The sequence below is a fragment of the Flavobacterium sp. genome (assembly GCF_013823965.1).
In the GTDB taxonomy this organism is placed as follows: Bacteria; Bacteroidota; Bacteroidia; order Flavobacteriales; family Flavobacteriaceae; genus Flavobacterium.
In genome coordinates this window covers 1-14,519 of record NZ_PNNA01000044.1, presented here as the reverse complement: position 1 = coordinate 14,519, position 14,519 = coordinate 1, and the positions used below count along the sequence as shown (strand labels likewise).

Genomic DNA, 14,519 nt, shown 5'->3' with positions numbered 1-14,519 from the left:
GGTTTTTTGATTGTTAAGCAAATATATTTATTCTTTTGCATATAATTGCGATATTTGTCCTTATTTTTTTATTTTATTTTTAAATAACGCATAATAATGCATTTATTTATTAAATTTTTATGATTTTATTGTTTTTAATTACTAATTATGCATATTGATATTATAAATGCGCATATTGTGTGTTATAATATCTAATAATAATTAATATATTTGTCGATAGAATTTAAAAATATAAGGTATGTTAAAAGCCGAGAGACATAAATATATAATGGATAAACTTGTTGAAGAACAAAAAGTTAATACCATTAATTTAGCACAAGATTTGAATATTTCAGAAGATAGTATTCGAAGGGATTTGAATGAATTGAATCGAAAAGGTCTTCTTGAAAAAGTGTATGGAGGCGCTTTTCCTATTGTAGACAAGCCTACCAATATTTTTGACATTACCATTGTAAATGGAGATAAAAAAAATAATATTGGAAATAAAGCGCTTTCCTTAATTCATGACGGACAGGTTATTATAATAAGTGGTGGTACTACAAACTTGGCTTTTTCAAAATTAATTCCTCATGATTTAAAAGCAACTATATATACTTATAGTCTGCCAATAGCAATGCAATTATCCCAACATCCTAACGTGGAACTTATATTTATTGGAGGAAAAATGCAAAAAAAAGCAATGGTAACAATAGGAATGGATGTAGTGCAGGTTTTGTCAAAAGTGAAAGCTGATATTTGCTTTATGGGATCAAGCAGTATTAATGTCAGGTTAGGTCTTACGGAAATGGGTTACGAGGTTTCGTTAGTCAAGAAAGCCATGATGGAGGCTTCGGACAAGGTTGTTTGTATGGTAACCTCTGAAAAACTAAATACCAAGATGCCTTATCTAGTTTGCGAACTCAATCAACTTAATACGATTATAACCGATTTGAATCCAAAGAATCCAATATTGGAAGAGTATGTAAAAGCAGGTGTTCAAGTTTTGTAAAAATAGATATATTTGCGTTATTTTGCGTTATTGATTTGTTTTTATTAAAATAATGCATAAATATGTCTTTTTTGTATTTTTCTTGCGTATATTTGTGTTGTAAATCTTTAATCCAACACCTTTATGAGCACAATTCAATCTTTATCTTATACTGAACCTGGTAAGTATGAAACGACACGTTTTGAAAAAATTCACAATATAATTTTTCAAAATTCTACAGAAGCCTCAAGAATTGTTGCTCAAGAAATAGCACAATTGATAAAATCCAAACAAGCTAAAAATAAAAACTGTATTTTAGGTTTGGCCACTGGATCGTCTCCTATAAAAGTATACGAAGAACTGGTTCGTCTTCACAAAGAAGAGGGGCTTAGTTTTAAGAATGTTGTCACTTTTAATTTGGATGAATATTATCCAATGAAAAAAGAGAACAATCAGAGTTATCATTATTTCATGCATCAGCATCTTTTCAATCATATCGACATCAAACCGGAAAATATCAATATTCCCGACGGAACAATAGCAATTGAAAACTTGAATCAGTATTGCGTCGATTATGAAATGAAGATAAAAAATGCCGGTGGACTTGATTTTCAATTGTTGGGAATTGGTCGTACAGGTCACGTAGGATTTAATGAACCTGGTTCTCACATTAATTCAGGAACCCGCATCATTACTTTGGACCACATAACCAGAGTTGATGCTTCTTCAGATTTCAACGGGATTGACAACGTTCCTAAAAGAGCGATTACCATGGGCGTTTCCACCATTCTCAGATCCAAAAGAATTATATTGATGGCTTGGGGACAAAATAAAGCTTCCATCATCAAGAGAACCATTCAAGGAGAAATAAGTCCAGAAGTTCCAGCTACTTTTTTACAAAATCATAAAAATGTAACTTTCGTTTTAGATCAATCGGCAGCTTCAGAATTGACTCGATTTGAGACACCGTGGTTGGTTGGAGAATGTGTTTGGACCAAGGAATTGAAATACAAAGCTATCGTTTGGCTTTGCCAAAAAACCAATCAATCAATATTAAAATTGACTGATAGAGACTACAACAACAACGGAATGTCCGATCTTTTGGCACAAGAAGGTTCTGCTTATGATTTAAACATCAACATGTTTAATGTTTTGCAACACACCATTACCGGATGGCCAGGTGGAAAACCCAATACGGATGATTCCCACAGGCCAGAAAGAGCCAATCCAGCAAAGAAAAGAGTAATCCTTTTTAGTCCCCATCCTGACGATGACGTGATTTCTATGGGAGGAACATTTTCTAAATTGATAAAACAAGGACATGATGTTCACGTAGTGTACCAAACCTCTGGAAATATCGCTGTTACTGACGATGAGGCATTGAAATTTGCCGAAGTGTGCAACGATTTTGTGGGTAAAATAGACTTGGGAATTAATTTTCAGGAGATTATTGAGTTCATAAACAATAAAAAAGAAAACGAAGTTGATTCTTTGGAAGTTCGAAAATTAAAAGGATTAATTAGACGTCGCGAGTCATATGCGGCCACAAGATACATTGGATTAAAAGATGAAAATATTCATTTTTTAGATCTTCCTTTTTATGAAACAGGCTTAGTAAAGAAAAATCCATTGGGCACCGAGGATGTAAAAATTGTAAAAGATATTATTGCAAAAATAAAACCACACCAAGTTTTTGCAGCAGGAGATTTAGCCGATCCGCACGGAACTCATGAAGTTTGTTTGAATGCCATTTTTGCTGCCATGAAAGAACTTAAACCAGAACCTTACATGAAAGATTGTTGGTTATGGTTGTACAGGGGAGCTTGGCACGAATGGGATATTCACGAGATTGACATGGCAGTGCCATTAAGTCCAGATGAAGTTTTGTTGAAAAGACACGCTATTTTATATCATCAATCTCAAAAAGACAGAGTAATGTTTCAAGGAAACGACTCAAGAGAATTTTGGGTAAGAGCTGAAGATCGTAACAAGAATACGGCAAAATTATATGATGATTTAGGATTGGCCGAATATCAAGCTATCGAAGCTTTCAAACGTTTTGATTATTAAACAAATGGTTTTAATTACAAATGTGAGGCTTTGATAAATTAGTTTTTTTTAAGGCGATAGCATTAAATTATAAAGCTATATTTTACTTTTGTATACAAAATCGAAATACCATAAACTAAGTGCCTACCCAATTTCAATTACAACAATTAGCTGCGTCATTAGAAGGAAAACTTCTATTTGATGATCTTCATAAAACAATATATGCCACCGATGCTTCTGCATATAGGATGATACCGCTGGCGGTAGCTTATCCCAAAAACAACGGGGATATTGTCAAGTTGATGCATTTTGCAACCGAGAATAAAATCTCGCTTACACCAAGGACTGCAGGGACTTCATTGGCAGGACAAACTGTCGGAAATGGAATTATCGTCGATGTTTCAAAACATTTTACCAAGATTATTTCATTCAATGCCAATAAAAAAACAATAACAGTCCAACCCGGAATCATTCGGGATGAATTGAATTTATATTTAAAACCTCACGGCCTGTTTTTTGGACCGAATACTTCTACTTCAAACAGATGCATGATAGGAGGAATGGTAGGAAACAATTCATCGGGAACAACTTCTATTCGATACGGAGTGACTCGAGATAAAATTGTGGAGATTAAAGCGATTTTGAGCGATGGTTCTTCGGCAGTTTTCAAAGAACTTTCTTCGCCTGATTTTATAGAAAAAACAAAAGGCAATTCGCTAGAAAGCACTATTTATAAAACCATTTATGAGGAACTTTCGAATGTAGCCAACCAAAAAGAAATTGTTGCGGAGTTTCCAAAACCTGAAATTCATAGGCGAAACACGGGATATGCAGTCGATTTATTGTTAAATTCAGAGTTGTTTTCGGGAACGGAACCAACGATAAATCTAGGGAAATTACTTTGCGGAAGCGAAGGAACTTTGGCTTTTACAACTGAAATCACCTTGAAAGTGGATGATTTACCGCCAGCCAATAATGTGATGGTGGTGGCGCATTTTCACACCGTACAAGAAAGTTTGGAAGCCGTTGTCGTGGCAATGAAACATCATTTGTACACTTGCGAAATGATGGATGACACGATATTGGATTGTACCAAAAACAACCGGGAACAAGCCAAAAACCGACTTTTTATTGAAGGAAATCCAAAGGCCATCATGATGTTTGAATTGGCTTCGGATTCAATGGAAGAGGCCGAAAATCAAGCCAATGCTTTGGTGGAAGATTTGCAAAAAAATAATTTCGGTTATGCCGTGATAAAATTATATGGAGCCGATATTGATAAAATTATTGAACTCCGAAAAGCGGGTCTAGGTCTATTGGGAAGCATCGTTGGCGATGATAAAGCTGCCGATTCCATCGAAGACACAGCCGTAGAATTGAGCGATTTGCCCAATTACATCGCTGAATTTGCCGCAATGATGGCAAAATACAATCAAGAGGCAATTTATTATGCACATGCCGGAGCAGGCGAATTGCATTTGCGTCCGGTTTTGAATTTGAAGAAAAAAGAAGATGTAGTACTTTTTAGAACCATCGCCACCGAAGTAGCACATTTGGTCAAAAAATACCGAGGTTCGCTAAGTGGAGAACACGGTGACGGTATCGTTCGTGGCGAGTTTTTGCCTTTCATGATTGGTGATAAAAATTATGAACTGCTCAAACGAATCAAATCGGCTTTCGATCCCAATGCCATTTTAAACATTGGAAAAATTGTAAATACCTCAAAAATGGACGAAAACCTTCGGGTGGAAGCCGGTAGAGTGGAGCCTGATATTCAAACGATTCAAGATTTTTCGGATAGTTTGGGTGTTTTGCGAGCTGCAGAAAAATGCAATGGTTCCGGCGATTGTAGAAAATTACCTTCGGCTGGAGGAACATTATGTCCAAGTTATCGCGCCACCCGAAACGAAAAAGATACAACTCGGGCCAGAGCCAATGCTTTACGAGAATATCTCACAAATTCTGAAAAAGACAACAAATTTAACCATAAAGAACTGTACCAAGTTTTTGAATTGTGCGTGAGTTGCAAGGCTTGTGCCAGCGAATGTCCCAGCAATGTGGATGTTGCTGCCTTAAAAGCCGAGTTTTTGTACCAATACCAAAAGTCAAATGGCTATTCCCTTAGAAATAGAATCTTTGCCAATAATTCCAAATTAAATCAATTGGGAAGTCTCTTGCCAAGTATAACTAATTTTGTGGTAAACCTGCCTTTGGTGAAGAAAACGATGGGAATTGCTCCAAAAAGAGAAGTTCCTTTGTTAGCCAAAATCACTTTTAGAAAATGGTATGAAAACCATCAATCAAAAGCACACAAAAATTCATTTCCAAACGGAAAAGTCTATTTGTTTTGTGACGAATTTACCAATTATTACGATGTTTCAGTAGGAATTGACGCATTCGAACTATTGACTGAATTGGGTTATAAAGTAGAGATGATTCACCACGAAGAAAGTGGAAGAGCATACATTTCAAAAGGTTTTCTGGAAGAAGCACAGGTTATAGCCAACAAAAACGTAGCCATTTTCAAAGATTTAATTTCCGAAAACACACCATTAGTGGGAATTGAACCATCTGCGATATTGACCTTCAGGGACGAATACATTCGACTGGCAAAAGACAAAGAAAGTGCAGTGAAAATATCCAAAAATGCACTCACCATAGAAGAGTTTTTCAAAAAAGAAATCACTTCAGGGAAAATTCATTCCGACCAATTCTCTGACGTGGAAAAATCCATAAAAATCCATGGACATTGCCATCAAAAATCCTTGAGTTCCGTTGAAGCCACTTTTGCAATGTTGAATTTGCCCAAAAACAGTACTGTCACGATTTATAATTCGGGTTGTTGTGGTATGGCGGGATCTTTCGGGTACGAAAAAGAACATTATGATATCAGTATGCAAATGGGCGAAGATACTTTGTTTCCAAAAATTCGCACAACTGATGCTGAAACAGCGATTGCCGCAGCCGGAACAAGTTGTCGTCACCAAATTTTTGATGGTACCAATAGAAAAGCAAAGCATCCGGTGACTATTTTGAGAACTTGTCTTAAATAGAAATTTTACCATTTTTGAACGTATATTTTATGAGTTTAAAATTTTAAACTAAAAATTAGTATCCCAAAACTTCATAAATTGAAATAGTTTTATACTTTTAGATTTTTAAAACTATTTCAATTTTTTGCAAGATAGAATAGAAAAAAATCACAGGATATTAATTACTACAGATAAAATTTCAACTATGGCGTTTTCCAGTTTGTTTAGAAAAAAAACAGTTCAAGACATTTTAAAACAGGTGGCAAAAAATGAATCTGATGGACACAATGCTTTAGGAAAACACTTGACAGCGCGCGATTTGACCGCCTTTGGTATTGCCGCAATTGTGGGAGCAGGAATTTTTAGCACCATTGGTAAAGCCAGTGCCGACGGTGGACCAGCCGTTATATTTCTATTTTTATTTACCGCCATTGCTTGTAGTTTTGCCGCTTTTGCTTATGCCGAATTTGCCTCTATGGTTCCGGTTTCAGGAAGTGCTTACACTTACTCTTACGTTGCATTTGGAGAAATTATTGCCTGGATTATTGGTTGGGCATTGATTATGGAATATGCAATCGGGAACATTACGGTAGCCATTTCGTGGAGTGATTATTTTACGGGCTTGCTCGAAAGTGGAGGAATTTATTTGCCGCAATGGATTCAAATGGATTACTTAACCGCCTCAAACGGTTTTAAAGACGCCACGGCTTTGATGCAAGGCGGAAAATCTTTCGAAAATTTAAGTTCTGGTTTGCAATTAGCTTACACCGCCTGGACAACTTCTCCGGTAATTGGTTCTTTTCATTTTGTTGCTGATTTGCCGGCCTTGTTGATTATCATTTTGATTACTGCTTTGGTCTATCGAGGAATGAAAGAATCCAGAAATGCCAGTAATTTGATGGTTGTAATCAAGGTTTGCGTGGTTCTTTTGGTAATTGCTGTTGGTGTTTTTTATGTAGATATTGCCAATTGGCAACCATTTGCGCCAAATGGTGTTTCAGGCGTTTTAAAAGGAGTTTCAGCAGTTTTCTTTGCCTACATTGGTTTCGATGCCATTTCTACCACAGCCGAAGAATGTAAAGATCCGCAACGAGATTTGCCCCGCGGCATGATGTGGGCCATTATTATTTGCACCATTTTATACATTGCCATTGCCTTGGTTTTGACCGGGATGGTGAGTTACAGTGAACTGAATGTGGGTGATCCGTTGGCTTTTGTATTTGATAAATTGAATCTAAAATGGTTGTCCGGAATTATCGCCGTCAGTGCAGTGGTGGCCATGGCAAGCGTTTTATTGGTGTTTCAAATGGGACAACCTCGAATTTGGATGAGCATGAGTCGTGACGGTTTGTTGCCAAAACGTTTTTCTAAAGTGCATCCAAAATTCAAAACACCTTCTTATGCAACCGTGGTAACCGGTTTTGTGGTTGCCGTTCCTGCCTTGTTTTTGAACTTGACCATGGTAACGGATTTATGCAGCATTGGAACTTTGTTTGCTTTTGTATTGGTTTGTGCCGGTGTTTTGGTTTTGCAAAATAGAACGGATATTCCTCGTGGTAAGTTTAAAATACCTTACATAAATTCAAAATTTATCATGCCGATTTTGATTGTCATTGGGCTTGTTTTTTCTTTTGGTTACAATAAAAAAGCAACGATGGATTTTTTGACAAATGAAACGCAAATAAACAATCCGGCAAATATTATTACTTCATTGGATAAAGAACATTTTGCGAAAGTTTACGAATATCTAGTGAACTTTGATGCCCAAAATAATACCAGGGAAACACCGGATTTAGAGCTTATGTTGAGCCAATATCAACAAGATGACGCGAAATATGCCGAAGTTATCAAAGGAATGCCTATTGATGATTCCATCAAATACGAAAGCGGTTTCGACCTTTTTAAACACAAAATCCCAATGTGGATTTTCTTGATTGTCTTGTTTGGACTGACAATTTGGTCATACAAAGAAAATTTATCGTTAATTCCTTTATTGGGCTTGATTTGCTGTTTGTACATGATGGCGGAATTGAGTGTTTGGAACTGGATTTATTTCACCATTTGGTTGCTTATTGGACTCTTGATTTACTTTGGCTTTAGCCGAAAAAACAGCAAGTTGAATACTAGGGAAGCATAAATTTTGGACTTTTGAAAAGCATTTAATTGCCAAGAATTCTATTTTGATTTCTTGGCAATTTCTTGGTATGGAAGATTTAAATCTACTTATGAAATACTAGTTTTTTGACTATATTTGAAACATTAAATTTCACAAATGCAAAATTTACCAAAAGGAAGTCCTAAACTTATAAATGCTTGGGCATTTTATGATTGGGCAAATTCGGTTTATTCGTTAGTAATTGCCACAGCCGTTTTTCCCATCTATTATGAATCCGTGACCAGCGGAAATGACGGAATGGTAAATTTTATGGGAACTTCATTGCTCAACAGTTCTTTATTGTCGTATTCGTTGTCATTTTCGTTTTTGATTGTTGCTCTTTTATCTCCAATACTGTCAGGAATTGCGGATTATTCAGGAAATAAAAAGGCTTTTATGAAGTTTTTTTGTTACTTGGGATCGCTATCGGTTATGAGTTTGTTTTTTTTTAAAGGTCAAGATACGTTATGGATAGGGATTTTGGCAACGGTCTTGGCAAGCATTGGTTTTTGGGGAAGTATCGTTTTTTATAATTCGTATTTACCGGAAATTGCTTTTCCGGAGCAACACGATAGAGTGAGTGCCAAGGGATTTATGTTTGGTTATACAGGTTCTGTGTTCTTGTTGACTTTTAACCTGACAATGGTTATGAAACCGGAATGGTACGGAATTATTGATCCAACTTTACCAGCGAGAATATCCTTTTTATCTGTTGGAATTTGGTGGATGGGTTTTGCCCAAGTGACATTTTATTTTTTGCCCAATAACGTGTTCAATAAAAAACCCAGAAAAGATTTTATTTTCAAAGGATTGAGAGAACTTAAATTAGTTTTGTTGAGTTTGAAGCAACTGACTTCTTTGAAACAGTTTTTAATTGCGTTTTTTTTATACAGCATTGGGGTCCAAACCATAATTTTATTGGCTGGAATTTACGGAAAAGTGGAGTTGGGAATTGAAACCAGTCAATTGATTATTACCATATTGTTAATCCAAATAGTGGCTATTTTTGGAGCCTATCTTTTTTCCAGAATTTCCGAAAACATTGGAAACATTAAAACCCTGAAACTGACGATCGCCATCTGGGGATTTATCTGTTTTGCAGCTTATTTATTGGATAAGGACAACACCTATATTGATTTGCAATTTTACTCGCTTGGTGCCACAATAGGGATGGTTTTAGGCGCAATTCAATCCTTGTCGCGTTCCACTTATTCCAAGTTATTGCCCGAAACTGAAGACCACGCCACTTATTTTAGTTTTTTTGACGTAACCGAGAAAATTGCCATTGTATTGGGAACTTTTATTTTCGGCTTTGTGGGTTCATTGACTAATTCGATGCGGAATTCTATTTTTATTTTGGCGATTTTCTTCTTATTGGGTTATATCGTACTTAGTTTTATGAAGAAAATGGAAGCTTCAAAACTATAGTTTTTGAATAAAAATTGGAATGCAATATGCGTTTGAAATCATTAAATAGAGTATTAGTACATCCAACAGTATGAAATATGAACAGAATGATTTAACCGATAATTCACTTTTTTGTAAGCTAACTTTTTTCGAAAGAATTCATTTCATGACAAACAGAATTCGTTTGATCAAGACTTTGGCATAATGATTGTCAATTTTTAGTGTTAAGCGAATATTAAGTAGCATAAGTCGATTTTGTTTAAATTTATTGACTCCTTGCCTTACTTTTGTTTGCAAATGAAATTTTTTAATGACAAAAAGACTTAAATAACATATGTCAAACCATAAAATAAGAACTCTTGACAATCTGTCACTTCAAGAATTTGACGCAGATACTGATTTAATACCTTTATTGACTCCCGAAGACGAGGAGGAAATGAACAATGAAGAATTACCGGATTTGTTGCCAATTTTGCCTTTGCGTAACATGGTTTTGTTTCCTGGAGTTGTCATTCCAATCACTGCAGGTCGCGATAAATCCATAAAATTAATCAATGATGCTTATGCAGCGGGGAAAATAATTGGAGTAGTTGCCCAAAAAAATGAAGAGGTAGAAGATCCTTCCAAAAATGACATCAATAAAATAGGAACCGTAGCCCGAATTTTGCGCGTTCTCAAAATGCCCGATGGCAATGTTACCGTTATACTTCAAGGAAAAAAACGTTTCCAAATAGATGCGATAGTATCTGAAACGCCTTATATAACGGCAAACATTAAAGAAGTTGCCGAAAAAAGACCAGGGAAAAAAGACACTGAATTTTTGGCAATTCTGGATTCCATCAAGGAGTTGGCCATTCAAATCATAAAAGAAAACCCGAATATTCCAAGCGAAGCCACTTTTGCCATCAAAAACATTGAAAGCCAATCGTTTTTGGTCAATTTTGTGACTTCCAACATGAATTTATCCGTAGAGGAAAAGCAAAATTTATTGTCAATTAATTCCTTGAAAGAACGAGCGCTGGAAACACTTCGTTACATGAATTTGGAGTTGCAAAAATTGGAATTGAAAAACGATATCCAATCCAAAGTTCGTTTTGATTTAGACCAGCAACAACGCGAATATTTCCTTCACCAACAAATGAAAACCATTCAGGAAGAATTGGGAGGCGTTTCGCAAGAAGAGGAAATGGACGAAATGGTTGCCAAGGCCAAAACCAAAAAATGGGACGAAACAACCCAGAAACATTTTGACAAGGAATTGTCAAAAATGCGTCGAATGAATCCGCAAGCACCTGATTTTGGCATTCAAAGAAATTATTTGGAGTTGTTTTTGGATTTGCCTTGGAACGAATATTCCAAAGACAATTTTGATTTGAAACGTGCCCAAAAAATTCTCGACAGAGACCATTTTGGTTTGGAAGACGTCAAGAAAAGAATGATAGAACATTTGGCCGTCCTGAAATTGAGAAACGACATGAAGTCGCCAATTATCTGCTTGACAGGACCTCCGGGAGTTGGAAAAACCTCCATTGGAAGATCGGTGGCAGAAGCTTTGGGAAGAGAATACGTGAGAATATCGCTTGGCGGTTTGCGTGATGAAGCGGAAATCCGCGGTCACAGAAAAACCTACATTGGTGCCATGCCGGGAAGAATCATCCAAAGTTTGAAAAAAGCCGGGACTTCCAATCCAGTTTTTGTTTTGGACGAAATAGACAAATTGTCCAACAGCCATCAAGGGGATCCGTCTTCGGCCTTGTTGGAAGTTTTGGATCCGGAACAAAACAGCACTTTTTATGATAATTTCCTGGAAATGGGATACGATTTATCGAAAGTGATGTTCATTGCCACTTCCAACAATATGGGGGAAATCCAGCCGGCTTTGAGAGACCGAATGGAAATCATCAAAATGTCGGGCTACACGATTGAAGAAAAAGTGGAAATTGCCCGTCAGCATTTATTTCCAAGACAATTGAAAGAACACGGTTTGACAACCAAACATTTGTCCATTGGAAAAAAACAATTGGAAAAAATTGTCGAAGGTTATACTCGCGAATCCGGTGTTCGTGGATTGGAAGCCAAAATTGCGCAAGTGATTCGAAATGCTGCCAAATCCATTGCAATGGAGGAAGAATACAACAAGAAAGTAACCGATGAAGATATCGTGCAAGTACTCGGTATTCCTAGATTGGAAAGAGACAAATACGAAAGCAACGATGTGGCCGGAGTGGTGACTGGACTGGCTTGGACAAGCGTTGGTGGCGACATTCTTTTTATCGAATCCTTGATTTCACAAGGAAAAGGAGGAATGACCATAACGGGGAATTTAGGAAACGTGATGAAAGAATCGGCAACGATAGCTTTGGAATACATAAAAGCCAATACTGAATTGTTGGGATTGAGTCCCGAAATGTTGTCCAAATACAATATTCACTTGCACGTTCCGGAAGGCGCGACTCCAAAAGATGGTCCAAGTGCCGGAATTGCCATGTTGACTTCTTTGGTTTCGGTGCTTACACAAAAGAAAGTGAAGAAAGGATTGGCCATGACAGGAGAAATCACTTTGCGTGGAAAAGTATTGCCTGTGGGCGGTATCAAAGAAAAGATTTTGGCTGCCAAAAGAGCCAACATCAAGGAAATCATCCTGTGTCACGAGAACAAAAGCGACATCGACGAAATAAAACCGGAATATATAGAAGGACTAACTTTCCATTATGTAAAGGAAATGAGCGAGGTATTGAAAATTGCCATCACCGATCAAAAGGTAAAAAACGCAAAAGTATTATAGTCTTGGTTTCTAAATTTTAATTAATTCCACCCTGAAATTTCGGGGTGGAATTTTTATTTGGTTAAAAATCGTTTCGAACTTCGAAAAGAAAAACAAGAATTTATATCATTATAATTTTATCTTCGCATTTGCGTTTACAATAGCGAATAGTCCTTTTGAGTATGCCTAAAAAACTTTTGTTATTTCTTTTATTTTCCATTTGCACCGTATCTTACGGACAAATAGGAGGTAAGTACACCTATCAGTTTTTAAATTTGGTTACTTCGCCGAGGCAGGCCGCCCTGGGTGGAAAAACGATTACTATTTATGACAACGACGTCAATCAAGCCCATTTTAATCCTGCCACGATTAATCAGGAAATGGACAATCAATTGGCCTTGAATTATGGAAGTTATTTTGGAGAAGTGAGTTACGGAACGGCTTCTTATGCATATACCTATGATCGCCATTTGCAAACTTTTCAGGTGGGCGTCAATTACGTGAATTACGGAAAATTTGATGGTTATGACGAAAATGGGGTAGCCACCTCGCAATTTACGGGTAATGAATTGGCACTTTCTTTTGGATATGCCTATAATGTGCCTTACACGAATTTATTTTTGGGTGCCAATGGAAAATTGATTTCTTCGACTTTGGAAAGTTACAATTCCTTGGGTGGAGCGGTCGATTTGGGAGCCGTTTTTATCGATGAAGGCAACGATGTCAATTGGGCTTTCGTGGTTCGAAACATTGGAATACAGTTTACCACCTATAATGGATTGAATGAAAAATTGCCTTTGGAAATTATGGCGGGAGTATCGCAAGAATTGGAAAATGTTCCCTTGCGCTGGCATCTCACCTTGGATAATTTACAGCAATGGAATATCGCTTTTTCCAATCCAAACCAAGCACAAACATCGATTGACGGCAGTTCCAGCGAGAAAAAAGTTTCCGTGTTTGGCAATGCTTTGCGGCACGTGGTTTTTGGAGCGGAACTTTTTCCACAAAAATCGTTCAATATTAGATTGGGATATAATTTCAGAAGAGCCGAAGAATTACTAATTTTGGAACAAAGAAATTTTTCTGGAATTTCCATAGGTTTTGGATTGAAAATGAACAAACTGAAATTTAACTATTCTTATTCCAGATACACATTGGCAGCTAACACAAGTTTGTTTGGTTTAACCGTGAACTTACAATAATACTATTTTGGACAAAAAAATTATCATAGCAATAGACGGATTTTCATCAACTGGCAAAAGTACCTTGGCCAAGGAATTAGCCAAGCATTTGGGGTATGTATATGTCGATACTGGAGCGATGTATCGTGCCGTGGCATTGTTTGCAATGCAAAACGGATATATTGACAAAGAATTTTTTGATATACAATCTCTTATCAATAGTTTGCCTTTTATTAGATTGGTATTTAAATTCAATCCAGATTTGGGTTTTGCCGAAATGTATCTCAATGATGTTAATGTAGAGAAAGAAATACGCACTATCGAAGTCTCTAATTATGTGAGTAAAGTTGCCGAAATACCTGAAGTTCGTTCAAAACTGGTCGAACAACAACAAGAAATGGGGAAAAGTAAAGGCATCGTGATGGATGGCAGAGACATAGGAACGGTAGTTTTCCCTGAAGCCGAACTTAAAATATTTATGAATGCCAGCGCACATACTCGAGCAGAACGACGTTTTAAGGAACTAAAAGAAAAAGGAGATCAAGTTTCTTTTGAAGAAGTTTTAAAGAATATTGAGGAACGGGATTATATTGATACTCACCGAGATGATTCCCCACTTGTAAGGGCCAAAGATGCATTGGAGTTTGATAATTCCAATATTTCAAAACAAGAGCAATTTGAAAAAGTTTTGAAATTGGTCAAGTTTTAAAATTTGTAGTTTAGATATTTTAAGAGTCTCGTGCATTCACGGGACTTTTTTATGCGCTTAACTTTTACTTCTGTTTTATGTCTTTTTTTATTTTTTGCAGATCTTAGGTTCTACTTACAACTTTGATTAAGGTTTTTTAATTAAATGCATTTGTTGTTGTAAGAAAAATATATTTTAATTATTTATTTTGTGTATTTCATCGATTTTATTGTGTATTTAAACGATAATTATTGTACTTTTATATAACAATTAAAA

At 36.4% G+C, this 14,519-nt stretch carries 8 protein-coding genes; all 8 read left to right on the top strand.

The features are described 5' to 3' along the window. The first annotated feature begins 238 nt into the window (after positions 1-238). The 8 genes from C0430_RS05000 (at position 239) to cmk (ending at position 14,264) form a co-directional block, all read left to right on the top strand. Complete coding sequence (locus tag C0430_RS05000; protein WP_290866117.1) at positions 239-988, top strand: DeoR/GlpR family DNA-binding transcription regulator; 750 nt, start codon at positions 239-241, stop codon at positions 986-988. 123 nt (positions 989-1,111) lie between these two features. Next, positions 1,112-3,037: a glucosamine-6-phosphate deaminase gene (nagB, locus tag C0430_RS04995; RefSeq protein WP_290866114.1), complete on the top strand. Its 1,926-nt coding sequence runs from the start codon at positions 1,112-1,114 to the stop codon at positions 3,035-3,037. Between the two features lie 119 nt (positions 3,038-3,156). Next, positions 3,157-6,069, top strand: coding sequence for an FAD-binding and (Fe-S)-binding domain-containing protein (locus C0430_RS04990; protein WP_290866112.1), 2,913 nt, complete (start codon positions 3,157-3,159; stop codon positions 6,067-6,069). A 184-nt stretch (positions 6,070-6,253) separates the two neighbouring features. Next, the gene (locus C0430_RS04985) at positions 6,254-8,185 is read left to right on the top strand and encodes an amino acid permease (protein ID WP_290866110.1); all 1,932 of its coding nucleotides are present in this window, start codon (positions 6,254-6,256) and stop codon (positions 8,183-8,185) included. Between the two features lie 135 nt (positions 8,186-8,320). Beyond that, the gene (locus tag C0430_RS04980) at positions 8,321-9,631 is read left to right on the top strand and encodes an MFS transporter (protein WP_290866108.1); all 1,311 of its coding nucleotides are present in this window, start codon (positions 8,321-8,323) and stop codon (positions 9,629-9,631) included. A gap of 313 nt (positions 9,632-9,944) precedes the next feature. After that, positions 9,945-12,395 (top strand): endopeptidase La, encoded by a 2,451-nt coding sequence (gene lon, locus C0430_RS04975; RefSeq protein WP_290866105.1) that lies wholly within the window; start codon positions 9,945-9,947, stop codon positions 12,393-12,395. Positions 12,396-12,556: 161 nt separating this feature from the next. Further along, positions 12,557-13,576, top strand: a complete 1,020-nt coding sequence (gene porQ, locus C0430_RS04970) for a type IX secretion system protein PorQ (protein WP_290866103.1) — start codon at positions 12,557-12,559, stop codon at positions 13,574-13,576. Positions 13,577-13,583: 7 nt separating this feature from the next. Continuing rightward, positions 13,584-14,264, top strand: a complete 681-nt coding sequence (gene cmk, locus C0430_RS04965; protein WP_290866101.1) for a (d)CMP kinase — start codon at positions 13,584-13,586, stop codon at positions 14,262-14,264. The last annotated feature ends 255 nt before the right edge of the window (positions 14,265-14,519 follow it).

Coding starts and splice junctions, on each gene's coding strand:
- lon (WP_290866105.1), top strand. CDS start 9,945: ATGTCAAACCATAAAATAAGAACTCTTGACAATCTGTCACTTCAAGAA.
- C0430_RS04985 (WP_290866110.1), top strand. CDS start 6,254: ATGGCGTTTTCCAGTTTGTTTAGAAAAAAAACAGTTCAAGACATTTTA.
- C0430_RS04980 (WP_290866108.1), top strand. CDS start 8,321: ATGCAAAATTTACCAAAAGGAAGTCCTAAACTTATAAATGCTTGGGCA.
- porQ (WP_290866103.1), top strand. CDS start 12,557: ATGCCTAAAAAACTTTTGTTATTTCTTTTATTTTCCATTTGCACCGTA.
- C0430_RS05000 (WP_290866117.1), top strand. CDS start 239: ATGTTAAAAGCCGAGAGACATAAATATATAATGGATAAACTTGTTGAA.
- nagB (WP_290866114.1), top strand. CDS start 1,112: ATGAGCACAATTCAATCTTTATCTTATACTGAACCTGGTAAGTATGAA.